We start from the raw sequence: 23,062 nt of genomic DNA, 5'->3' as shown, positions 1-23,062 counted from the left end.
CCTCGCCCTCGGCCTCGTCATCTGACCCACACCCACAGGACCCCCGGTCGCCTCGCGGCCGGGGGTCCCGCACGACACCCGACCGCCCGACCCAGCCGGTGCCGGGCGGCCCACCGCCCTACGGAGCGGTGCTGCAGCGGGCCAGCACGGCCTGCGTGAACTCCTCGGTGCTCGCCGTACCGCCGAGGTCCCCGGTGCGGGTGCCGTCGGCCAGAGCCTGCTCGAAGGCGGACTCCAGGTGCCGGGCCGCCCCGTCCTCCCCCAGGTGGTCGAGCATCATGGCGGCGGCCCACATCGTGCCCACGGGGTTCGCGATGCCCTGCCCGGCGATGTCGGGGGCGGAGCCGTGCACCGGTTCGAACATGGACGGGTGGTTCTTCTCCGGATTCAGGTTGGCGCTGGGCGCCACGCCGATGGAGCCGGCGGCCCCGGCGGCGAGGTCGGAGAGGATGTCGCCGAAGAGGTTGGAGGCCACGACGACGTCGAGGCTCCGGGGCTTGAGCACCATCCGGGCGGCCAGCGCGTCGATCAGCACCTTCTCGACCGTCACGCCCGGGTACTCGGCGACCGTGGTCTCGACGACCTCGTCCCAGAAGGGCATGGTGTGGATGATCCCGTTGGACTTCGTGGCCGAGACGAGCCGGCCAGAGCGGTGCTGGGCCAGCTCGGCCGCGTAGCGGGCGATCCGGGTCACGCCCGCCCGGGTGAACACGGACTCCTGGACGGCCATCTCCTCGGGGCGGCCGCGGTAGAGCCGGCCGCCGATCTCGGAGTACTCCCCCTCGATGTTCTCCCGGACCACGACGAGGTCCAGCTCGTCCAGCCCGCGCAGCGGCGAGGTGACGCCGGGCAGGATCCGGATCGGCCGGAGGTTGACGTACTGGTGGAACTCCCGGCGGATCGGGATCAGCAGGCCCCACAGGGTCACGTCGTCGGGGATGTCCGGGGCCCCGACCGCGCCGAGCAGGACGGCGTCGCCGGAGGACAGCTGCTCGATGCCGTCGACCGGCATCATCCGCGCGTGCGCCCGGTAGTGGTCGGAGCCCCAGTCCCGCTCGCGCCAGCGCACCGTGAAGCCGTGCGCGTCCGCCAGGGCGTCGACGCAGCGCAGCGCGGCCGGCATGACCTCCTGGCCGATGCCGTCGCCGGCGATGACGTCGATGGTGTACTGCCGTGTGCCGGTCACAGGGAACCTCCGCAGCGTCGTCCGGACCGCGGAGGCGGGCGCGCTCCGCGACTGGTGCCGAGCATAGCCCGGCGGGACGGGCCGTCGCTCCCGGCTGGCGCTCCGGCACCCGGGGCCGCAGAATGGAGGGCAGCCATCCCGAGCGGCCGAGAGACCTGGATCGACGACGCCGCAGCAACCGTGGTCGACGTCGCAGACCGCACGGTGCTACCGCCAGGACCGATGGGGCAGCGCACTCCCGGGCCGTTCGCCGGGACGCCTCTCCGCACGGGACCGACCAGCGGCACCACTCGCACGAGGAGTCCTCCCCATGGCCGACCACCAGTTCGGGTTCCGCACCCGCGCCCTGCACGCCGGGGGCACCCCCGACGCCGAGCACGGCGCCCGAGCCGTCCCGATCTACCAGACCAGCTCGTTCGTCTTCAAGGACGCCGACGACGCCGCCAACCTCTTCTCCCTGCAGAAGTACGGCAACATCTACTCCCGGATCGGCAACCCCACCGTCGCGGCGTTCGAGGAGCGCGTCGCCTCCCTGGAGGGCGGCATCGGCGCCGTGGCCACCGCCTCCGGGATGGCCGCCGAGTTCCTGACCTTCGCCGCCCTCGCCCAGACCGGCGACCACATCGTGGCGGCCGGGCAGCTCTACGGCGGGACCGTCACCCAGCTGGACGTCACGCTGCGCCGGTTCGGGATCGAGACCACGTTCGTGCACGGCACCGACCCGGCGGACTACCGGGCGGCGCTGCGGCCGAGCACCAGGGCCGTCTACACCGAGGTCGTCGCGAACCCCTCCGGGGAGGTCGCCGACCTCGAGGGCCTCGCGGCGGTGGCCCACGCGGCCGGCGTGCCGCTCGTGGTCGACGCCACGATGACCCCGCCGTACCTGATCCGCCCGATGGAGCACGGCGCGGACATCGTGATCCACTCGGCCACCAAGTTCCTGGGCGGCCACGGCACCACGCTGGGCGGCGTCGTCGTCGAGTCCGGGCGCTTCGACTGGGGCAACGGGAACTTCCCGTCCATGACCGAGCCCGTGCCCTCGTACAACAACGTCTCCTGGTGGGGGAACTTCGGCGAGTACGGCTTCCTCACCAAGCTGCGCTCGGAGCAGCTGCGGGACATCGGCCCGTCCCTGTCCCCGCAGTCCGCGTGGAACCTGCTGCAGGGCGTCGAGACGCTGCCGCAGCGGATGGACGCCCACCTGGTCAACGCGAAGGCCGTGGCGCAGTGGCTGGCGGAGGACCCCCGGATCTCCTACGTGCACTATGCGGGCCTGCCCACCCACCCCCACTTCGAGCGGGCCCGGAAGTACCTGCCGCTGGGCGTGGGCTCCGTCTTCTCGTTCGGCGTGACGGCCACCGGCGAGCTGACGGGGCGCCAGGTCGGCGCGCGGTTCATCGAGAGCCTGCAGCTGGCCAGCCACCTCGCCAACATCGGCGACGCCCGCACGCTCGTGCTGCACCCGGCCTCCACCACGCACCAGCAGCTCAGCCCCGAGCAGCTGGAGGTGGGTGGGGTCGCCGAGGACCTCGTGCGCATCTCCGTGGGCCTCGAGGACACCGAGGACATCCTCTGGGACCTCGACCAGGCCCTGACCGCGGCGACCGGGCGCTCGCGCGAGGCCGCCGCACCGGCCGCCGGCGCCGACTCCGGCGCCGACTCCGGCGCCGACTCCGGCACCGAGGCCACCGCCGTCACCACCGCCGTCACCACCGAAGGAGCGCTCCGATGAGCACCGAGACCCGCACGTGGACCGGCCCCTCCGCCCCGGAGCGGCTGGACATCCTGCGCAGCACCGAGTCGATCGCGATCGTGGGGGCCTCGAACAAGCCCTCCCGCGCGTCCTACTTCGTGGCGACCTACCTGCAGTCCTCCTCCCCGTACCGGGTGTACTTCATCAACCCGGTGCTGGACGAGATCCTGGGGCAGCCGGTCTATCCGTCCCTCGCGGAGCTGCCGGAGACCCCGGACCTCGTGGACGTCTTCCGCAAGGACGGGGACCTGCCGGACGTGGCCCGGGACGCTGTCGACGTCGGCGCGAAGACCCTGTGGCTGCAGCTGGGCTCCTGGAACGAGGAGGCGGCGGGCATCGCCGAGGACGGCGGTCTGGACGTGGTCATGGACCGGTGCGTGAAGATCGAGCACGCCCGCTTCCACGGCGGCCTGCACCTGGCCGGTTTCAACACCGGGGTGATCTCCTCGAAGCGACAGGTCCTCGCCTAGCGCCGTCCCCGGAGCACGGAGAGGGGCCACCGGGATGCAACCCGGTGGCCCCTCTCCGTGGTCTCCGGGAGCGTGTCAGCGCGTCTTCACGAGCGCCTTCTCGTCCCAGTACGCGCGGGTGGTCACCACGTCGGTGCCGTCCCACGCGCCCAGCCCGGACAGGCCGGGGACGTCGCCGCTGTGGAAGATCGGCTCCACGCCCTGCCTGCGCTGGGCCTCGTAGTTCTTGAGCACCCGCACGGCCACCCCGGACAGCAGGACCAGGGCGACGAGGTTGATCGTGGCCATGACCGCCATGAAGAGGTCGGCCAGGGACCAGACGAGGTCCAGGGCCAGCACGGCGCCGGCGAAGACGAACACCAGCACGAGCACCCGGTAGGCGGCCATGGCCGCGGCGGAGCCGGTGAGGAAGCGGATGTTCGACTCGCCGTAGTAGTAGTTGCCGATCACCGAGGTGAACGCGAAGAGGAAGATCGCCACGGTGAGGAAGTGCACCGCCCAGCCGCCCAGCTGCAGGGCCAGCGCGGACTGGGTGAGGGACGCGCCCTCCCGGCCGCCGAACTCGGGGTTCGACAGCAGCACGATGAACGCGGTGATCGAGCAGACCAGCCAGGTGTCGAAGTAGACGCCGAGCGCCTGGAGGAAGCCCTGCTTGGCCGGGTGGGACACCGACGCGGTGGCACCGGCGTTGGGGGCGGAGCCCATGCCCGCCTCGTTGGAGAACAGCCCGCGACGCACGCCGGCGATCAGCACGCCGATCACGCCGCCGGTGACGAACTCGCGGAGACCGAAGGCGCCCTGGATGATCTGCCCGAACACGGCCGGGACCTGGCCGATGTTGAGCACGACCACGAGCAGGCCGAGCAGGATGTAGAGCACGGCCATGACGGGCACGACGACCTCGGTGACCGCGGAGATCCGGCGGATGCCGCCGAAGATGATCGCGGCGGTCAGGCCCACGAGCACGGCGCCGACGAGGATCCGGAACCACAGGGCCTCCGCGGCGGCGATGTCGATCCCGAGGGACCCGCCCAGGGCGTCGACGATCGAGTTCGACTGCACGGAGTTGAACACGAAGGCGTAGGTGAGGGTGATGACCACGGCGAACAGCAGGCCCATCCAGCGGGCGCCGATGCCGCGCTCCATGTAGTAGGCGGGCCCGCCCACGTAGCCGGTGGGCGCCTTGATCTTGTACAGCTGCCCCAGCAGCGACTCCACGAAGGCGCTCGCGGCCCCGATCCCGGCGATGAACCACATCCAGAACACGGCGCCCGGCCCGCCGACGCTGATCGCGATGGCGACGCCGGCGATGTTGCCCGTGCCCACCCGGGCCGCGGCGGACACGGTGAAGGCGCGGAAGGCGGAGATGCCCTTCTTGCCGTCCTCGGCCATGCCGGGCTTGTCCCGGAGCACCCGGAACATCTCCGGGACGAGCCGCAGCTGCACCACGCCGGTGCGCAGGGTCAGGTACAGGCCCACCCCGATGAGGATGACGAAGACCACGTTCCACACCCAGCCGCCGAGGGTGCCCACGAGATCGGTGACGAGTTCCATTCCAGCTCCGAACTGTGACGGACGGGGGTCCCCGGCGTGGGATCTGCGGGGCCCGCGTGTACGACGAGGGCGCCGCGGTTGCGCGCCCGGACGGAACTCTAGTTCAGGCGCACCGGCCCTCCGGACACGCGCGGTGGCCGGGAAGAACCGCGGCAGGCCACCGGGGAGACCCCGGTGGCCTGCCGCGGCGCCCTGGCGGAGCAGGTCAGTCGACCACGCGCACCGCGCCCCTGTCCGCGGAGGTGACCATCGAGGCGTAGGCGCGCAGGGCCTTGGAGACCTGGCGCTCGCGCGGCTTGGTGGGGTACCACGGCGCCGGGCCCCTGGCCTGGCGGCGGGCGGCGAGCGTGGCGTCGTCGACGTTCACGCGCAGCACCCGGTTCGCGACGTCGATCTCGATCTCGTCACCGGTCTCGATGAGGCCCACGGCGCCGCCGGCGGCCGCCTCCGGGGAGATGTGCCCGATCGAGAGCCCGGAGGTCCCGCCGGAGAAGCGGCCGTCGGTGATCAGCGCGCACTGCCGGCCCAGGCCGAGGCCCTTGAGGTAGGAGGTGGGGTAGAGCATCTCCTGCATGCCGGGCCCGCCCCGGGGGCCCTCGTGGGTGATGACCACGATGTCGCCGGGCTGGACGTTCTTGGAGAGGATCTCGAACACGGCCTCGTCCTGGGACTCCACCACGAAGGCCTTGCCGACGAAGTGGAAGAGCTCCTCGTCGATGCCGGCGGTCTTGATGACCGCCCCGTCCTCGGCGATGTTGCCGTAGAGGATCGCCAGGCCGCCGTCCTTCGTGTAGGCGTGCTCCGCGGAGCGGATGCAGCCGTCCTCGGCGTCGGTGTCCAGGGACTCGAACTCGTTGGCGGTGGAGAAGGCCTGGGTGGTGCGCACGCCGCCGGGCGCGGCGTGGAAGAGCTTCCGCGCGCGCTCCGAGGAACGGCCGCTGCGGATGTCCCACTCGTCGAGCCACGTGGCCAGGTCCGGGGCGTGCACGGTGTGCACGTTCTCGTTCAGCAGGCCGGCGCGGCGCAGCTCGCCGAGGATCGCGGGGATCCCGCCCGCGCGGTGGACGTGCTCGATGTGGAACCGGGTGGAGTTCGGCGCGACCTTGCACAGGCAGGGCACCCGGCGGGACAGGGCGTCGATGTCGGGCAGGGCGAAGTCGATCTCGCCCTCCTGGGCGGCGGCGAGGATGTGCAGGATCGTGTTGGTGGACCCGCCCATGGCGATGTCCAGGGCCATGGCGTTCTCGAAGGCGGCCTTCGTGGCGATGTTGCGCGGCAGCACGGACTCGTCGTCCTGCTCGTAGTAGCGGCAGCACAGGTCCACGACCCGGCGGCCGGCCTCCAGGAACAGCTCCTTGCGGGCCACCTGGGTGGCCAGCGTGGTGCCGTTGCCGGGCAGGGAGAGGCCGAGTGCCTCGGTGAGGCAGTTCATCGAGTTGGCGGTGAACATGCCGGAGCAGGACCCGCAGGTGGGGCAGGCGTTGCGCTCGATCTGGCCGAGCTGCTCGTCGGTGACGGACTCGTCGACGGCCATGGACATCGCGTCCACGAGGTCCAGGCGGTGCTCGACCACGCCCTCGACGGCCTCGCCGGACTCCATGGGCCCGCCGGAGACGAAGACCACCGGGATGTTCAGCCGCAGCGCGGCCAGCAGCATGCCGGGCGTGATCTTGTCGCAGTTGGAGATGCACACCAGGGCGTCGGCCCGGTGGGCGTTGACCATGTACTCCACGGAGTCGGCGATGATGTCGCGGGAGGGCAGCGAGTAGAGCATCCCGTCGTGGCCCATCGCGATCCCGTCGTCGACGGCGATGGTGTTGAACTCCTTGGCGACGCCGCCCGCCTCCTTGACCGCGGAGGCCACGAGGTCGCCCATGTCCTTGAGGTGCACGTGGCCGGGGACGAACTGCGTGTAGGAGTTGGCGATCGCGACGATCGGCTTCCCGAAGTCGTCGTCGCCCATGCCGGTGGCGCGCCACAGGGCGCGGGCACCGGCCATGTTGCGGCCGTGGGTCGAGGTGCGGGAGCGGAGGTGGGGCATGGCGCTGCTGCGTCTCCTTGGTCGAGGGGGTCCGCTGGGGCGGCCGGGCCCGGGGCGCTGGTCCGGGGCCGGCGCGACCCGGCCGGTCGGCGGAGGTCCGCCGTCCAGAATACGCGTCGCCGCGACCTCGTCTTGCTTCTCGGACGCGCGTCTCAGCATGTGGTCAGCGGAACGAGCCGCGCTCCTACACTGGGGCCACGACCCGACTCGCAGGAGGATGCGTCCCATGAGCAACCACTCGATACCCCCGCGGCCGGACGACGGCGCCGACTTCAGCGTGGATCTCGACGACGCGGTCGATCCCCTCGTGATGGCTCTCGACGTCGGCTCCACGGGGAGCCGTGGCGGACTGCACGACGCCACGGGCACCCCGGTGCTCGGCTACCGGCACAAGGTCGAGCACGAGTTCACCACCGGTGCCGACGGCACCTCCGTGATCGACCCCGACCAGGTCACCGAGGAGCTGGCCGGGATCCTCGACCTCGTCCTGGCCGACCCCGCGCTGCGCGGCCGGGTGGCCGGCGTGGCCCTGGACACCTTCGCGTCCTCGCTCGTGGGGGTGGGCACCGACGACGAGGCCGTCACCCCGTGCTTCACCTACGCGGACTCCCGGTGCGCGGAGCAGCTGGCGGCGCTGCGCGACGAGCTCGACGAGCCGTCGGCCCTGCAGCGCACCGGCGCCCGCCTGCACACCTCGTACCTGGCCCCGCGCCTGCGCTGGATCCGGGAGACCGACCCGCGGACGTGGGAGCGGGCACGGCGGTGGATGTCCCTCGGCGAGTACGTGCACCTGCGCCTGCTGGGGACCGCGCGCGCCGGGACGGCCACGGCCGCATGGACGGGCCTGCTGGACCGGCGCGCGGGCCGGTGGGACGAGCCGCTGCTGCTGGCCTGCGGCCTGGACGCCGAGCAGCTCAACCCCGTCGCCGACCCGCACGAACCCGTCCCGGGCGTCGCGGACTCCGTGGCCGAGCGGTGGCCCGCCCTCGAGGGGGCGCACTGGTTCGCGCCCGTGGCGGACGGGCTCAGCGCCAACCTGGGCTCGGGCGGCGCCGACGCCTCGACGCTGGTGGTCTCCGCCGCCACGTCGGGGGCCGCACGCGTGCTGCTGCACGAGATCCCGGAGCGGGTGCCCAACGGACTGTGGTGCTACCGCGTCGACGCGAACCGGTGCCTGCTGGGCGGGGCCCTCAACGACGTCGGGCGGGCGATCAGCTGGCTCGGGGACACTATCGCCCTGCCGGAGGACAGCACGCTCCAGGACGTCGCGGAGGCCGAGGTCGCCGATGACACCCCGGTGGTACTGCCCTTCTTCACCGGTGAGCGCTCGACCGGCTGGGCCGGCGGCGCCAGGGCGGTGCTGGCCGACGTGACCGCCTCGGCCACCGGCGCGGACCTGGCGCGCGGCGTGCTGGAGGGGGTGGCGGTCTCCTACGCGCGCGTGGCCGACCAGCTCGAGGACATCGCCGGCGGCGTGGCCCGCGTCGTGGCCTCGGGCAGCGCGTCCCAGGACGTGCCGGGGCTGATGCAGATCCTGGCCGACACCCTCGGCAAGCCCGTGGCACGGGCGGAGTTCAAGCGCGCGACGCTGCGCGGCACGGCCCTGCTCGCCCTGGAGAGCCTGGCCCCGGACGTCGAGCGGGCCCGGCCGCCCTACAGCCCGGAGTACGCGCCGGTGCCGGAGCGGGCCGAGCACTACGGGGCCGTCCGCGCCCGCTTCGAGGAGCTCTACGGCGCGGTCGTGGGCGACTGAGGAGAGACCGGCGCCCCGGGCCGAGGGGTTGACCGCGTCCCGGGACGGTGGAACGCTGACACCCATCAGCAGTGGGCTTACCAGTCGAGGCGGGTCGGATGCGAGCGATGGTGTACCGCGGACCGTACAAGATCCGGGTGGAGGAGCGGGACATCCCGCGGATCGAGCACCCGAACGACGCGATCGTGCGGGTCACCACGGCGGCGATCTGCGGGTCGGACCTGCACCTGTACCACGGGATGATGCCGGACACCCGGGTCGGGACGACCTTCGGCCACGAGTTCATCGGCGTGGTCCACGAGGTCGGTCCGTCGGTGCAGCACCTGGTGCCCGGCGACCGCGTCATGGTGCCGTTCAACGTCTACTGCGGGTCGTGCTGGTACTGCGCGCGGGGTCTGTACTCCAACTGCCACAACGTCAATCCGAACGCCACCGCGGTGGGCGGCATCTACGGCTACTCCCACACGTGCGGCGGCTACGACGGCGGCCAGGCCGAGTTCGTGCGCGTCCCGTTCGCGGACGTGGGCCCCTCGATCATCCCGGAGTGGATGGACGACGAGGACGCGGTGCTGCTCACCGACGCCCTGGCGACCGGCTACTTCGGGGCGCAGCTCGGGGACATCGCGGAGGGCGACACCGTCGTCGTCCTGGGCGCCGGTCCCGTGGGGCTGTTCGCCGCGAAGTCGGCCTGGTTGATGGGTGCCGGCCGGGTGATCGTGATCGACCACCTGGAGTACCGGCTCGAGAAGGCCCGGGAGTTCGCGCACGCCGAGACGTTCAACTTCGCGGAGTACGACGACATCGTGGTGGAGATGAAGAGGACCACGGACCACCTCGGCGCGGACGTCGTCATCGACGCGGTCGGGGCCGAGGCGGACGGCAACTTCACCCAGCACGTGACCGCGGCCAAGCTCAAGCTGCAGGGCGGTTCCCCCGTCGCGCTGAACTGGGCGATCGACTCCGTCCGCAAGGGCGGGACCATCTCGGTGATGGGCGCGTACGGGCCGATGTTCAGCGCCGTGAAGTTCGGCGACGCCCTCAACAAGGGACTGACCCTGCGGATGAACCAGTGCCCGGTGAAGCGCCAGTGGCCGCGGCTGTTCGAGCACATCCGCAACGGCTACCTCAAGCCCAGCGACCTCGTGACCCACCGCATTCCCCTGGAGCACATCGCCGAGGGCTACCACATCTTCTCGGCCAAGCTGGACGGCTGCATCAAGCCGCTCATCGTGCCGGGCGCCGGCTGAGGAAGGGCAGCGACCATGACCCCCACCCCCTACACCGCCGGCGAGCCGGAGCGTGCCGTCGACCGCGCGGCGCTGCGGGCCCGCATCCCCGGCTGGGGCGCCGACCTGGACCCGGCCGACCGCCCCTCCGTGCCGAAGCTGCGCTACGACCCGGGCGCGACCGGGGCCCACTGGGACGTGCCGGAACGCCAGGAGGAGCGGCGGCCCCGGGAGCGCTCGATCGAGCACGCGGAGCTCACCCCCGTCTTCGGCACGTCCTGCCCGCCCAAGGGCCTCTCCGGGGTGCTGCGCAGGCACGCCTACCGGAGGTACAGCGAGGCCCGGGCCGCGCACTGGGTGATCCTGCTGGCGGCCGACCGGGTGGACGCGTGGGAGAGCCATCTCGCCTCGTTCGCGAGCCCGCGCCCGGACAACCCGATCACCGAGACCGGGGTGCTCAGCGAGTTCTCGCGGCACGGCGTCTCGTCCCGGCTCGGCTCGACGCGCGCCGACCTCTCCCACACGTGGCTGGATCCGGTCGTCGTCGCGGGACCGTGGGTCCTGGCGGGCGGCGCCGTCGTCGCGGTGGGGCGGGCCCTGGCCCGGCGCCGCGGCTGAGCCGCGCGGGCGGACCGGCGCGCGGGCCCGTCGGCAGGGAGTCCTCCACCGGATCCGCCGGGGACGTCGACGACGGCGGCCTCAGGGCGTGCAGGACCTGACGATCTCCTCCGCGGAGAGCCGGCGCCCGCCCACGTAGTACAGCACGGAGCCCGCCGGCAGCGGGGAGTCCCAGCCGGGGCCGACCACCGCGCTGTCGGACCGGACGGCGAGCACGGTGGCGCCGAAGCTGCGCCCCATGGCCACCTGGACGTCCCCGAAACCCGTCCCCGCGAGCGCGTCGGGCAGCGGCGTGCTGTAGGTGTTGCGGCCGCCGTGGGTCATCAGATCGGCGTAGACCGCCGCGATGCCCGGGTCCTGCAGCTCCTCGGTGGCCATCCGCGGCGAGTGCCACTGCACGCACTGCACCTCGTCGTCGACGTAGGAGAAGTGGTGGGCGCGGGCCATGTCGCGCAGGGTCACGACGATGTGGGCGCCCTGGCTCACGTGGGCGACCGCCACGGTGAGCGTGAGCGCCTCGTTGTCGTCGTGGGCGTCGATGAGCACCCGGCGCGCACGGTGCAGACCGGCGCGGCGCAGCACGCTCTCCTCGGCGAGGTCGCCGCGGACGAAGCCGTGGTCGGGATGGTCCGGCAGCGGGTTCTGCGTCACCTCGTCCCAGGCGCAGAGCGCGATCGGCAGGATGCCGTCGGCGGTGAGCTCCTGGATGAGCCGCTCGGTGCGCCCGGGCGTGTAGCCGAGGATCACCACGTGGTCCGACATGCCGAGGTCGAGCTGGCCCTTCATGCGCTGTCCCTTCGCGTTCTCGATCGCCGTGGCGATCTTGGTGAAGAGGGTCGTCAGCGTGGCGATGCCCCCGATGATGACGTAGACGCCGACGAGGTGGCCGCCGAGCGTGGTCGGGAAGAAGTCGCCGTAGCCGACCGTGGAGGCGGTGACCACGAACCACCACCAGTAGTTCTCCACCGCGGTGATCGGGTTCTCGGACGGCTCCGCCCAGATCATCAGGGGCCAGCTGGTGAGGAAGACCGTGACGACGATGAGCAGCGGCAGCCCCCAGGCCCGTGCGGTGCCCAGACGGCGGACCAGGCGGGAGAGGAAGAACGGCACGGGTGGTCTCCTGTCTCTTCGCGGTCCTCGCACCGACCCTACGGGGGTCCGCGCCGGCCGGTGCGCCGGACGCGGCCCGGTGGACCGCGAGTGACCGCGTCCGGGGGAGTGACCACGGGATCCCGTGGGCACTCCCCTGGACGTGGTCGGTGGGCGGGGCCGGGTCAGCCGCGGTGGAGCAGCAGCGCCTCGCCCTGGCCGCCGCCGCCGCACAGGGAGACCGCGGCCCTGCCGGAGCCGCGACGGGACAGCTCGAACGCCGCGTGCAGGGCCAGGCGGGCCCCGGAGGCGCCGATCGGGTGGCCCAGGGCCACGGCCCCGCCGTGCAGGTTGGCCCTCTCGAGCGGGTAGTCGAGGTCGCGCAGGGACTGGATCAGCACGGACGCGAACGCCTCGTTGATCTCGATGAAGTCGAGGTCCTGCACGGACCAGCCGGCCTTCGCGACCGCGGCCTCGATGGCCCGGGACGGCTGCGAGTGCAGCGACGTGTCGGGCCCGGCGACCTGGCCGGGGGCGCCGACGACGGCGAGGTGGTCCAGCCCGTGGCGCTCGGCGTACTCACGGCTGGTCAGCACCACGGCGGCCGCCCCGTCGGACAGCGGCGAGGAGTTGCCGGCGGTGATGGTGCCGTCCTTCGCGAACGCCGGGCGCAGCCTCCCCATGGACCCGGCCGTGGCGTCCGGCCGGACCCCCTGGTCGGTGTCGACGACGAGCGGGTCCCCCTTGCGCTGCGGGATCGTCAGCGGGGCGATCTCGTCGCGGAAGATCCCCTCGTCCGTGGCCCGGGCCGCTCGCTGGTGGCTCTGCGCGGCGACCTCGTCCTGCTCCGCGCGGGAGATCTCCCGCTCGCCGTTGCCGGACTCGGTGAGCGAGCCCATGGACACGCACGCGGCGACGTCCACGAGCCCGTCCTTGGCCACGGCGTCCTCGAGCACGAGGTCGCCGTAGCTCTTGCCCTGCCGCACGCCCATGGCGAGGTGCGGGGCGTGGGTCATGGACTCCTGGCCGCCGGCCACGACGATCTCGGCCTCGCCCGCGCGGATCATCCGTGCGGCGTTGGTGATGGCCACGAGCCCGGACAGGCAGACCTTGTTCACGGTCTCCGCGGGCACGTGCAGGGGGATCCCGGCGGTGACGGCCGCCTGGCGGGCCGGGTTCTGGCCGGCGCCGGCCTGCAGGACGTGGCCCATGATCACGTAGTCGACCTGCTCGGGGGTGAGCCCGGCGCGCTCGAGCGCGCACGTGATGGCGTGGGCGCCGAGCTCGGCCGCGGTGAGGGACGCCAGCTGGCCCAGGATCTTGCCCTGGGGCGTGCGGGCGCCGGACAGGATGACGACGTCGGTCGGGGTGTTCATCGGTTCTCCTCGGCAGCAGCTGGTGCGGTGGGATCGGTCCCGGTGGGGACGGTGTCGGGGGTGACGTCCTGCAGGTCGGTGCGGAAGGACGCCTCGGTCTTCTCGCGGATCTCGTCCTCCGTGACCCCCGGGGCGAGGTTGCGCAGCACGAGTCCGCCGTCCTCGACGTCGAACACGCACAGGTCCGTGACGATGCGGTCCACCACGCGCACCCCGGTGAGCGGGAGGTCGCACTCGGTCCTGATCTTGGCGGAGCCGTCCTTGGTGACGTGCTCGGTCAGCACGACGACGCGCGGGGTGCCGGCCACCAGGTCCATGGCCCCGCCCATGCCCTTGACCATCTTCCCGGGGATCATCCAGTTGGCGAGGTCGCCGGTGCCGGAGACCTGCATCGCGCCGAGGATCGCGATCTTGACGTGCCCGCCGCGGATCATCCCGAAGGACGTGGCGGAGTCGAAGATCGAGGCCCCCGGCTGCAGGGTGATGGTCTGCTTGCCGGCGTTGATGAGATCCGGGTCCTCGTCGCCCTCGTAGGGGAACGGGCCCATGCCGAGCACGCCGTTCTCGGACTGCAGCACCACGTCGACACCCTCGGGCAGGTTGTTGGCCACGAGGGTGGGGATGCCGATGCCGAGGTTGACGTAGTCGCCGTCGGAGAGCTCCACGGCGGCGATCGCCGCCATCTCGTCGCGGGTCCAGCTCATGCCTGGTCTCCGTTCTGCTGGGCGGACCGCCCGGCCGGGCGGGGGCGGACGGTGCGCTGCTCGATGTCCTTGGGCGCGCCGCTGTACTGCGCGACGTGCTGGACGTAGACGCCCGGGGTCACGATGTGGTCCGGGTGGATCTCCCCGACCTCCACGAGGTGCTCGACCTCGGCGACGGTGACCTTCCCGGCGGTCGCGACGATGGGGTTGAAGTTGCGCGCGGTGTAGCGGTAGACGAGGTTACCGTCGGTGTCGCCGGTGTGGGCGTGGACCAGGGCGACGTCGGCGACGATGCCGCGCTCCTGCACGTAGGTCTCGCCGTCGAACTCGGCGTGCGGCTTGCCCTCGGCCACGAGGGTGCCCACCCCGGTCCTCGTGTAGAACGCGGGGATGCCGGCGCCGCCGGCCCGGAGCCGCTCGGCGAGGGTGCCCTGCGGGTTGAACTCGACCTCGAGCTCCCCGTCCAGGTACTGCTGGGCGAACAGCTTGTTCTCGCCCACGTAGGAGGCGAGCACCTTCGCGACCTGGCGGTTCTCGAGCAGCACCCCGAGGCCCTTCCCGTCCACGCCCATGTTGTTGGAGACCACGGTGAGGCCGGTGACCCCGGAGTCGCGGACCGCCTCGATGAGGTCCCGCGGGATCCCGCTGAGCCCGAACCCGCCCACGGCGAGCGTCATGCCGTCCCGCAGGTGCTGCGCCAGCAGCTCGGCGGCGTTGTCGATGACCTTGGACACCCTCGTCCCTTCCTGTCGGAGAACTGTGACCCAGGACTCAATCTAGGAATCCCCCACATACCGGTCAACCGGTCCGCCGGAATCCCGCGGGATCTCCTCATCATCCGGCCACGGGGCGCCCGGATGTCCATATAGTGGAGTCCATGACGGAGGAGGGCGGGGCGGGTGCGGGCACCCAGGTGGTCCACCGCGTGGCGCAGCTCCTGCGCGCCGTCGCGGGCCGGGAGCAGGGCGGCACCGTGGCGGAGCTCGCGGCGGCGACCGGTCTGACGCGCCCCACCGTGCACCGGCTGCTGACGGGCCTGGCCGACGAGGGGCTCGTGGACCGCCCCGCCGGCAGCGGTGCGTGGCAGCTCGGCCCGGAGCTCTACGTGCTGGGCGCGGTCGCGGCCCACCGCCACCCGATCCGGGAGCTGGCCGGGCCGTCGCTGCGCCGGCTCGCCGAGGCCACCGGCGAGAGCGCGTTCCTCTCGGCCCGCCGCGGGCCGGAGACGGTCTGCCTGGCCCGGGTGGAGGGCGCGTTCCCGATCCGCTCCCACGTCCTGTACGAGGGACTGCGGCTCCCGCTCGGGGTGGCCTCGGCGGGCCTGGCGGTCCTGGCCCACCTGCCGGACGCCGAGGTGGAGCGGATCCTGGCCGCCACGGCCGGTGCCCGCGCGGAGTGGGGTCCGTTGCACACCGCCGAGCGGATCCGGGGACTGCTCGCGGACGTGCGCCGGGAGGGCTTCGCCGTGAATCCCGGACTGATCGTGGAGGGCAGCTGGGGGATGGCCGCGGCGGTCTTCGACGCGACCGGCGCCCCCGTCTACGCGCTGAGCCTCACGGGGATCGAGCCACGCTTCGCCGGCGAGCGCCGCCAGCCCCTGGGCCGGGCCCTGCTCGCGGAGGCCCACCGGCTCTCCCGGGAGCTGGGCCACCGCTGAACAGGAGCGGCTGAGCAGGAGCGGCGGGCGCTCAGCGCGCGCTCCAGCCGCCGTCCATCGTGTAGGACGCGCCGGTGACCATGGAGGCGTGCGGACCGGCCAGCCACGCGACGAGACTGCCGACGTCCTCGGGCTCCACGAGCTTCTTCACCGGCGTCTCGCCGAGCATGATCCGCTCCACGACCTCAGACTCGGGGATCCCGTGCACCTTCGCCTGGTCCGCGACCTGCTTCTCGACCAGCGGGGTGCGCACGTAGCCGGGGTTGACGCAGTTGCTGGTCACCCCGTGCGCGGCGCCCTCCAGGGCCACGGTCTTGGACAGGCCCTCGAGGCCGTGCTTGGCCGCGACGTAGGCGCTCTTGTAAGGGGACGCGCGCAGCCCGTGCACGGAGGAGATGTTCACGACCCGCCCCCAGCCCTGCCCGTACATGTGCGGCAGGGCCGCGCGCACCAGCAGGAAGGGGCTCTCGAGCATGAGCACGAGGATCCGGTGGAAGTCCGCCGGGTCGAACTCCTCGATCGGGGAGACCTTCTGGATGCCGGCGTTGTTGACGAGCACGTCCACCTCGAGGCTCAGCCCGGCCAGCGCCGCGGTGTCCAGCAGGTCGACGGCCCACGCCCGCCCGCCGAGCTCGTCCGCGACCCGCTGCGCACCGGCCTCGTCGACGTCGGCCACCACCACGTGGGCCCCGGCGCCGGCCAGGGCGCGGGCCGCGGCCAGCCCGATGCCGCTCGCTCCCCCGGTCACCAGCGCGGTGCGTCCCTCGAGCCCGTTGTCCTGGAACATGGAGATCCTTCCGTCCGTCCGCCGTGCCCGCAGGGTCCGGGGCACCGGTCACCGTCACGGTATGTGATCCAGCGCACGACGGCGAGCAGCACCCGGCGCGTCACACGGCGTCATGCCCGTCACGCGGGTGTCGAATGGCGCAACATCCGGGCCGTGCGGTTGGATGGGGTCGTCACCATCCAGAGCGGCCGAGAGATCTGGCTCGACGACGCCGCAGCAACCCGGGCGGACGGACCCCGTCCTCGCCCCCGGTGCTACCGCCAGGACCGATGGAAAGGACAGCACTTCATGCTGCACAGCGCCGAGCGCATCCTCACGACCCACGCCGGGTCCCTCCCCCGCACCCCCGGGCTGCTCGCGGCCAACGAGGCCCGCATCTCGGGCGCGGCGAGTCACCAGGAGTTCGAAGCCCTGCTGCAGGAGGCCGTGGTCGACGTGGTGCGCCGCCAGCGCGAGGCGGGCATCGACGTCGTCAACGACGGCGAGTACGGCCACGCCATGACCCACTCCGTGGACTACGGGGCGTGGTGGACGTACTCCTTCGACCGCACGGGCGGGCTGGCGATCGTCGACGACAACGAGGCCGACGTCCCCAAGCGCTCCACCCCGGGCAACGTGGTGCTCACGAGCTTCCTGGACCGGCGGGACTTCGCCACGTTCCACGACGCGTACACGGACCCCTCCTCCGGCATCCACCTGGCCGACCCGGACCTGCCGCCGCCCGTCTTCCCGGCGGCGACCGGCCCGCTCTCCTACACCGGCCAGGCCGCGGTGGCCTCCGACGTCGCGGGCCTCACCGCCGCGCTGGGGGAGACCGGTGCGGCCGAGGGCTTCGTCGCCGCCCTCTCCCCCGGCTCCGCCGCCCGCATCGGCAACCACCACTACGGGAGCGAGGAGGAGTTCCTCTACGCCTGGGCGGACGTGCTGCGCGAGGAGTACACCGCGATCCTCGACGCCGGCCTGGTGCTGCAGATCGACGACCCCTCCATCGCCGAGTCCTGGGACCAGATCAACCCGGAGCCGGCCGTGGAGGACTACCGGCGCTTCGTCCAGGTCCGGGTGGAGGCCCTCAACCACGCCCTGCGCGGCCTGCCCCAGGACCGGATCCGCTTCCACCTGTGCTGGGGCTCCTGGCACGGCCCGCACACCACGGACCTCGAGTTCAGGCACCTGGTGGACCTGCTGCTGTCGATCGACGCGGGCGCCTACTCCTTCGAGGGCGCCAACGCCCGGCACGAGCACGAGTGGAAGGTCTGGGAGGACCACGCCCTGCCCGAGGGCAAGCTGATCCTGCCCGGCGTGGTCTCGCACGCCACCAACGTCGTGGAGCACCCCGAGCTCGTCGCCGACCGGATCGAGCGCTATGCGAAGCTCGTGGGCCGCGAGAACGTCATCGCCTCGACCGACTGCGGCCTGGGCGGGCGCGTGCACCCCCAGATCGCGTGGGCGAAGCTCGAGACGCTCGCCCACGGCGCCGAGATCGCCTCGCGCCGGCTCTGGGCCTGAGCGCCCCGACCGCACCCACCCCCGTCGCCCACCCCCCGAGGAGCACCTCCATGACCCTGCAGAACACCGACCGCGTGCAGACCACCCACGTGGGGTCCCTGCCCCGGACCCCGCGCCTCCTGGAGGCCAACCGGCAGCACACCGACGGCGCGATCACGTTCGAGCAGCTCACGGACGAGCTCGCCACGGGCGTCGAGGACGTCGTGCGGCGGCAGCGGGAGACCGGCGTGGACGTGGTCAACGACGGCGAGTACGGGCACACCATGTCCAGCGCCGTCGACTACGGGGCCTGGTGGAACTACTCCTTCTCCCGCCTCGGCGGGCTCACCCCCTCCGACGAGGACCGGTGGGCGTCCACGGAGAGGAAGCGGTCCTCCCCCGGCAACATCGTGCTCACGAGCTTCCCGGACCGCCGGGACCGCGAACGCTTCCGGGAGGCGTACGAGGACCCGTCGTCGGGCATCCTCACCGGGCGGTCCGCCACCACGCAGCCGAAGATCACCGGGCCACTGACCTACACGGGCCAGGAGGCGGTGGCCTCCGACGTCCGCAACCTCAAGGCCGCCATGGCGGCCACGGGCGCGGAGACGGGCTTCGTCGCGGCCCTGTCCCCCGGCTCCTGCGCTCGCGTGACCAACGAGTACTACCGGACCGACGAGGAGCTCCTCCACGCGTGCGCCGACGCGATGCGCGAGGAGTACCTGGCGATCACCGACGCCGGGCTGATCGTGCAGATCGACGACCCCTCCATCGCGGAGTCCTGGGACCAGGTCAACCCGGAGCCCACGGTGGAGGACTACCTGGCCTTCACCCGGCTGCGCGTCGAGGCGCTCAACCACGCGCTGCGCGGGATCCCCGAGGAGCAGGTGCGCTTCCACCTCTGCTGGGGCTCCTGGCACGGCCCGCACACCACGGACCTCGAGCTGCAGCACATCGTGGACCTCATGCTGACCATCAACGCCGGCGGCTACACCTTCGAGGGCGCCTCCGCCCGCCACGCCCACGAGTGGAAGGTCTGGAAGGACCACCCGCTGCCCGAGGGCCGCGTGATCATCCCCGGCGTGGTCTCGCACTCGACCAACGTCGTGGAGCACCCCGAGCTCGTTGCCGACCGGATCGAGCAGTTCGCCTCCGTGGTCGGCCGGGAGAACGTCGTCGCCTCGACCGACTGCGGCCTGGGCGGGCGCCTGCACCCGCAGATCGCCTGGGCCAAGCTGGAGTCCCTCACGACCGGCGCGCGCCTGGCCTCGGAGCGGCTCTTCGGCTGAGCCCCCACGGTGCGCCCACCGGGCCCGGTCCCCTCGGGGGCCGGGCCCGGCCCGTTCCAGTGGTCGGCAGCACCGGCGCGCGGTCCTCCCGAGCCGGCCCGGTTGGCCCTCCGTCACAATCCCGGGACAGGCCTCGACCACCCTGCCCCGGGGAGTGACAGGGATCACTTCGATCCGTAGGATGCCAGTCAACTACCGAACGTTCGGTTATTGAGCGTTGGGTTCCGCCGAGGACGTCGCCGTCCCCGACCCACACTGGAGATTCCATGGCGCACAACACCGCCGTCCCGTCCGGGCGGCACGAGATGTCCCGGGAGGAGCGCAAGGTCCTGGCCGGCACGCTCGTGGGCACGACCATCGAGTGGTACGACTTCTTCATCTACGCCCAGGCCGCGGCCTTCGTGCTGGCGCCGCTCTTCTTCGAGCCGGTCGGTCTGACCCAGGTCGCCGCGTGGGCCTCCCTGGGCATCAGCTTCCTGTTCCGCCCGCTCGGCGCGGTGGTCGCCGGGCACCTGGGCGACAAGTACGGCCGCAAGATCGTGCTGGTGCTGACCCTGGTGGGCATGGGCGCGGCGACGATGCTGATCGGGCTGCTGCCCACCTACGCCGCGATCGGCATCTGGGCCCCGATCTTCCTGGTGCTCCTGCGCATCATGCAGGGCTTCTCCGCCGGCGGCGAGTGGGGCGGGGCCGCCCTGATGTCGGTGGAGCACGCCCCGCGCAACAAGCGCGGGCTCTTCGGCGCCTACCCCCAGATCGGCGTGCCGCTGGGCATGCTGCTGGCCACCAGCTTCATGTTCGCCCTCACCTCGACGATGTCCCCGGAGGACTTCCAGGCCTGGGGCTGGCGCATCCCGTTCCTCTCCTCGGTGCTGCTCATCGTGGTGGGCTACCTGATCCGCAAGACCGTGGACGAGTCCCCGGTGTTCAAGGAGATGCAGCTGCGCAAGAAGGAGTCCTCGGCCCCGCTGGGCCAGCTGTTCAAGCACAACTCCAAGGAGGTCACCCTCGCGGCGCTGATCTTCGCCGCCAACAACGCCGCCGGCTACCTGGTCATCGCCTTCTTCGCCTCCTACGGGGCCAACGAGCTGGGCATGGCCCGGTCCCAGACCCTGATCGCCTCGCTGATCGGCGGGGTGGGCTGGCTGGTGTTCACGATGTTCGGCGGCTGGATCTCGGACCGGATCGGGCGGGTGCGCACCTTCCAGATCGGCTACGGGATCATCATCCTGTGGGCCGTGCCGATGTGGTTCCTGCTCGACACCGCCTCGCTGCCGCTGTTCGCCCTGGCCATCGTGATCCTCACCATCGGCCTGGGCCCCTCCTACGGGCCGCAGTCGGCGCTCTACGCGGAGATGTTCCCGGCTCGGGTGCGCTACTCCGGGGTCTCGATCGGCTACGCCTTCGGCTCCATCATCGGCGGGGCCTTCGCCCCGATGATCGCCCAGCTGCTGCTCAACGAGACCGGGATGTCCTGGACCATCGGGGTCTACATCGCCGGCCTGGCCCTGGTGTCCTTCATCGCGGTGTCCATGGTCCCGAAGAGCATCCAGGAGATCGACCTGCACGTCCAGGACGTGCACCAGGACTACGTCGCCGAGCACCCCGGGGCCGCCGAGATCCTCAGGAGCGCGCAGGCCGCCGAGAAGCGCGACTGAGCACCCCGTCCCACCGACCGGAGCCGCCCGCCGGCACCCCCACGGGTGCCGGCGGGCGGCTCCGGCTGCGACGGCACCCTCCGAGCACACCCCGCTCCCCGCCGAGGAGCCCGCACCGGGGCCCCGCCGAAAGGACCCACCGTGACCACCGACCTCCTGCCGCCCGCCGTGCCCGCCACCGTCTCCACCGCGGTGGCCGACGTGCTGGCCGAGCGCACCGACCACCTGTTCGGGCTGATGGGCAACGGCAACGCCCACCTGATCAGCTCCCTCACCTCCCGCGGCTTCGGCTTCACCTCCGCCCGGCACGAGGCCGCCACCGTCGCCATGGCCGACGCCTACCACCGCGCCACCGGCCGGGTCGGGGCCGCCACCACCACCTACGGCGCCGGCTTCACCAACACCTGCACCGCCCTGGCCGAGGCCCGGCTGGCCCGGATCCCCCTGGTCCTGGTCGTCGGCGACGCCCCCACCACGGGGCGGCGGGCCTTCGACATCGACCAGACCGGTGCCGCCGCCGCCGTCGGGGTCAGCACCCTGGTCGCGACCCCGGACAACGCGGCCGCCATCACCCACCGGGCCTTCGACCTCGCGCGCCGGACCGTCCAGCCCGTGGTCCTGGCCATCCCCTACGACTTCGCCACCGCGCCGCTCACCGGCCGGTCCGAGCTGGACCCGCTGCCGGCCAAGCCCGCCCGCACCGCCACCGGCGAGGAGCTGGACCGCATTGCCGGCGTCCTGCGCACGGCCTCCCGGCCCCTGGTCCTGGCCGGGCGCGGGGTGTCGCTGGCAGATGCGGCCACCCCGCTCAAGGAGCTCGGCGACCGTCTCGGCGCGCTGTTCATGACCTCGGTGATGGCCGCCAACATCGTCGACAGCCCGTGGGACCTCGGCATCGCCGGCGGCTTCACCCGCGCCCACCGGCTGGAGCTGGCCCGGCAGGCGGACGTCGTGCTGGTGGCCGGGGCGTCCCTGAACAGCTTCCAGTCCCGCTACGGCACCCTCTTCGCCGAGGGCACCCGGGTGATCCGCATCGACAACGAACCCGAGTCGGCGGTGACCCACCCCGCCGTGACCGACTACGTGCGCGCGGACCTGGGCCCGTGCCTGGCCGCCCTCACCGGGCGGATCCCCGCCGCCGCCCCCGAGCGCACCTGGCGGGGATCCGCCCCCGAGGTCGCCACCGCCGGATTCCGGTCCCCCGACCCCGTGGAGGACCCGGCCGAGTTCGGCCCCGACGGCCGGCTCAACCCCCGTGCGGTGGTCGCCGCCCTGGAGCACGTCCTGCCGAAGGAGCGGTCGGTGGTGATGGACGGGGGCCATTTCATCGGCTGGGCCCCGATGTACCTGTCGGTGCCCGACCCGCAGGCGATGGTGCTGGTCGGCACCGCCTTCCAGTCCATCGGGCTGGGCTTCGGCTCCGCGGCCGGGGTCTCGGTGGCCCGCCCCGAGCGCACCACCGTGTTCGTCACCGGTGACGGCGGTGGGCTGATGGGCCTCGCGGACTTCGAGACGTTCCTGCGCGCCACCCGGCGCGGAGTGGTCGTGGTGCTCAACGACTCCGCCTACGGCGCGGAGCTGCACCAGTACGCCTCCCAGGGCCTGGACCCCACCGCGATGCTCATCGACGAGGTCGACTTCGCCGCGATCGGCCGCGCCCTGGGTGCGGCGGGCACCAAGGCCCACTGCCTCGCCGACCTCACCGCCCTGCAGGACTGGCTGGACGGCCACCAGGAGGGCGTCTTCGTCCTCGACGTCGCCATCTCCCAGAAGGTCGTCGCCGAGTTCATGACCGCCTCCCTCACCGCCGGCAGGAGGCTCTAGCCGCACCCGGTGACCGGGTGCAGCTAGGACGTGGCGGCCGCGGGCTCCGGGGCGTCACCCTCCGGTTCCTTCTGCCACGGCCACCGTCCGCTGATCTCGAGCTCCAGGGACCAGCTCAGGAAGGTACGGATGAGGACGATGAGCGCGAGCACCCCCACGGACTCGTAGGTGGGCGTGATGGCGACCGTGCGGATGATGTCGGCCGCCACGAGCAGCTCCAGGCCCAGCAGGATCGACCGGCCCAGCCGGCGGCGGTACAGGGTGTAGACCTCACGCCCCTGGCTCCGCCGGCGCAGGAGCGCGCCGACCGCGAGCAGCGTCGCGACCACCGCCCCGATGACGATGGCAGCGACCCCTGCCGCGTCGACGGCCTTGCCCACCGTCTCCATGATCTCGTTGAACGTCATCGTGCACCTCCTCCGGCGTGCTGCGCCGGCTCGACCGATCCAGGAGGCCAGGATGCCACGGGACTCGGGCACCGGAGCGGGCAGGCACTGTTGACCCCGCGGGCACGCCCGTGGGATTGTTTGATGAACGAACGGTCGGTTATTGCCGGGCACCGTCGCCCGCGGCCGACCCTCCCCGTCGCGAC

At 72.4% G+C, this 23,062-nt stretch carries 19 protein-coding genes and 1 riboswitch; of the genes, 10 read left to right on the top strand and 9 right to left on the bottom strand.

The window, feature by feature from the left end; translation table 11 throughout:
- Positions 1 to 118: 118 nt before the first annotated feature.
- Positions 119 to 1,186 carry a tartrate dehydrogenase gene (locus RE027_RS15805; RefSeq protein ID WP_368809235.1) on the bottom strand — a complete coding sequence of 356 codons (1,068 nt, stop codon included), beginning with the start codon at positions 1,184 to 1,186 and terminating at the stop codon, positions 119 to 121.
- Positions 1,187 to 1,496: 310 nt separating this feature from the next.
- Between RE027_RS15805 and RE027_RS15800 the strand changes: the two genes are divergently transcribed.
- Both RE027_RS15800 and RE027_RS15795 read left to right on the top strand, forming a co-directional pair.
- Positions 1,497 to 2,918: an O-acetylhomoserine aminocarboxypropyltransferase/cysteine synthase family protein gene (locus RE027_RS15800; RefSeq protein ID WP_368809234.1), complete on the top strand. Its 1,422-nt coding sequence runs from the start codon at positions 1,497 to 1,499 to the stop codon at positions 2,916 to 2,918.
- On the top strand, positions 2,915 to 3,409 hold the full coding sequence (locus RE027_RS15795; protein WP_368809233.1) for a CoA-binding protein: 495 nt from the start codon (positions 2,915 to 2,917) through the stop codon (positions 3,407 to 3,409). Before RE027_RS15800 ends, RE027_RS15795 begins: the two co-directional genes overlap by 4 nt.
- A gap of 75 nt (positions 3,410 to 3,484) precedes the next feature.
- Here the strand turns inward: RE027_RS15795 and RE027_RS15790 are convergent, their stop codons facing one another.
- Together RE027_RS15790 and ilvD are read right to left on the bottom strand one after the other, a co-directional pair.
- A complete protein-coding gene (locus RE027_RS15790; protein ID WP_368809232.1) occupies positions 3,485 to 4,963 on the bottom strand; it encodes an alanine/glycine:cation symporter family protein in 1,479 nt (492 codons plus the stop codon).
- A gap of 205 nt (positions 4,964 to 5,168) precedes the next feature.
- Positions 5,169 to 7,004 (bottom strand): dihydroxy-acid dehydratase, encoded by a 1,836-nt coding sequence (gene ilvD / locus RE027_RS15785; RefSeq protein ID WP_368809231.1) that lies wholly within the window; start codon positions 7,002 to 7,004, stop codon positions 5,169 to 5,171.
- Positions 7,005 to 7,230: 226 nt separating this feature from the next.
- Between ilvD and RE027_RS15780 the strand changes: the two genes are divergently transcribed.
- From RE027_RS15780 to RE027_RS15770, 3 genes are all read left to right on the top strand, one after another.
- Positions 7,231 to 8,757 carry a gluconokinase gene (locus RE027_RS15780; protein ID WP_368809230.1) on the top strand — a complete coding sequence of 509 codons (1,527 nt, stop codon included), beginning with the start codon at positions 7,231 to 7,233 and terminating at the stop codon, positions 8,755 to 8,757.
- A 98-nt stretch (positions 8,758 to 8,855) separates the two neighbouring features.
- On the top strand, positions 8,856 to 10,004 hold the full coding sequence (locus RE027_RS15775; RefSeq protein WP_368809229.1) for a zinc-dependent alcohol dehydrogenase: 1,149 nt from the start codon (positions 8,856 to 8,858) through the stop codon (positions 10,002 to 10,004).
- A 15-nt stretch (positions 10,005 to 10,019) separates the two neighbouring features.
- Positions 10,020 to 10,601, top strand: a complete 582-nt coding sequence (locus RE027_RS15770; RefSeq protein WP_368809228.1) for a hypothetical protein — start codon at positions 10,020 to 10,022, stop codon at positions 10,599 to 10,601.
- Positions 10,602 to 10,682: 81 nt separating this feature from the next.
- Here the strand turns inward: RE027_RS15770 and RE027_RS15765 are convergent, their stop codons facing one another.
- The 4 genes from RE027_RS15765 to RE027_RS15750 form a co-directional block, all read right to left on the bottom strand.
- A complete protein-coding gene (locus RE027_RS15765) occupies positions 10,683 to 11,711 on the bottom strand; it encodes an ion channel (protein WP_368809227.1) in 1,029 nt (342 codons plus the stop codon).
- 164 nt (positions 11,712 to 11,875) lie between these two features.
- Positions 11,876 to 13,066: an acetyl-CoA C-acetyltransferase gene (locus tag RE027_RS15760; RefSeq protein ID WP_368809226.1), complete on the bottom strand. Its 1,191-nt coding sequence runs from the start codon at positions 13,064 to 13,066 to the stop codon at positions 11,876 to 11,878.
- Positions 13,063 to 13,770, bottom strand: a complete 708-nt coding sequence (locus tag RE027_RS15755; protein WP_368809225.1) for a CoA transferase subunit B — start codon at positions 13,768 to 13,770, stop codon at positions 13,063 to 13,065. Before RE027_RS15755 ends, RE027_RS15760 begins: the two co-directional genes overlap by 4 nt.
- Positions 13,767 to 14,504, bottom strand: coding sequence for a CoA transferase subunit A (locus RE027_RS15750; RefSeq protein ID WP_368809224.1), 738 nt, complete (start codon positions 14,502 to 14,504; stop codon positions 13,767 to 13,769). Before RE027_RS15750 ends, RE027_RS15755 begins: the two co-directional genes overlap by 4 nt.
- A 143-nt stretch (positions 14,505 to 14,647) precedes the next feature.
- Here RE027_RS15750 and RE027_RS15745 point away from each other — a divergent pair, with 143 nt between their 5' ends.
- Positions 14,648 to 15,427, top strand: coding sequence for an IclR family transcriptional regulator (locus RE027_RS15745; RefSeq protein ID WP_368809223.1), 780 nt, complete (start codon positions 14,648 to 14,650; stop codon positions 15,425 to 15,427).
- A 31-nt stretch (positions 15,428 to 15,458) separates the two neighbouring features.
- Here RE027_RS15745 and RE027_RS15740 read toward each other — a convergent pair whose 3' ends face one another.
- Complete coding sequence (locus tag RE027_RS15740; RefSeq protein WP_368809222.1) at positions 15,459 to 16,214, bottom strand: 3-hydroxybutyrate dehydrogenase; 756 nt, start codon at positions 16,212 to 16,214, stop codon at positions 15,459 to 15,461.
- Positions 16,215 to 16,386: 172 nt separating this feature from the next.
- Positions 16,387 to 16,490, top strand: a riboswitch (SAM riboswitch).
- 12 nt (positions 16,491 to 16,502) lie between these two features.
- On the opposite strand from RE027_RS15740, the gene RE027_RS15735 reads away from it, so the two are divergent.
- The 4 genes from RE027_RS15735 to RE027_RS15720 all read left to right on the top strand — a co-directional run bounded on the left by RE027_RS15735 (position 16,503) and on the right by RE027_RS15720 (position 22,470).
- Complete coding sequence (locus RE027_RS15735; RefSeq protein ID WP_368809221.1) at positions 16,503 to 17,720, top strand: cobalamin-independent methionine synthase II family protein; 1,218 nt, start codon at positions 16,503 to 16,505, stop codon at positions 17,718 to 17,720.
- Positions 17,721 to 17,770: 50 nt separating this feature from the next.
- Entirely contained in the window at positions 17,771 to 18,988 is a 1,218-nt protein-coding gene (locus RE027_RS15730; RefSeq protein WP_368809220.1) for a cobalamin-independent methionine synthase II family protein, read from the top strand.
- A gap of 266 nt (positions 18,989 to 19,254) precedes the next feature.
- The gene (locus RE027_RS15725; RefSeq protein ID WP_368809219.1) at positions 19,255 to 20,646 is read left to right on the top strand and encodes an MFS transporter; all 1,392 of its coding nucleotides are present in this window, start codon (positions 19,255 to 19,257) and stop codon (positions 20,644 to 20,646) included.
- Between the two features lie 141 nt (positions 20,647 to 20,787).
- Complete coding sequence (locus RE027_RS15720) at positions 20,788 to 22,470, top strand: thiamine pyrophosphate-binding protein (RefSeq protein WP_368809218.1); 1,683 nt, start codon at positions 20,788 to 20,790, stop codon at positions 22,468 to 22,470.
- Positions 22,471 to 22,493: 23 nt separating this feature from the next.
- Here RE027_RS15720 and RE027_RS15715 read toward each other — a convergent pair whose 3' ends face one another.
- A complete protein-coding gene (locus RE027_RS15715) occupies positions 22,494 to 22,877 on the bottom strand; it encodes a DUF1622 domain-containing protein (protein ID WP_368809217.1) in 384 nt (127 codons plus the stop codon).
- Positions 22,878 to 23,062 lie beyond the last annotated feature (185 nt).

Source organism: Kocuria sabuli, from assembly GCF_040981185.1.
GTDB lineage: Bacteria > Actinomycetota > Actinomycetes > Actinomycetales > Micrococcaceae > Kocuria > Kocuria sabuli.
The sequence above is the reverse complement of the archived record's forward strand: the minus strand, read 5'-3'. Positions and strand labels throughout refer to the sequence as shown.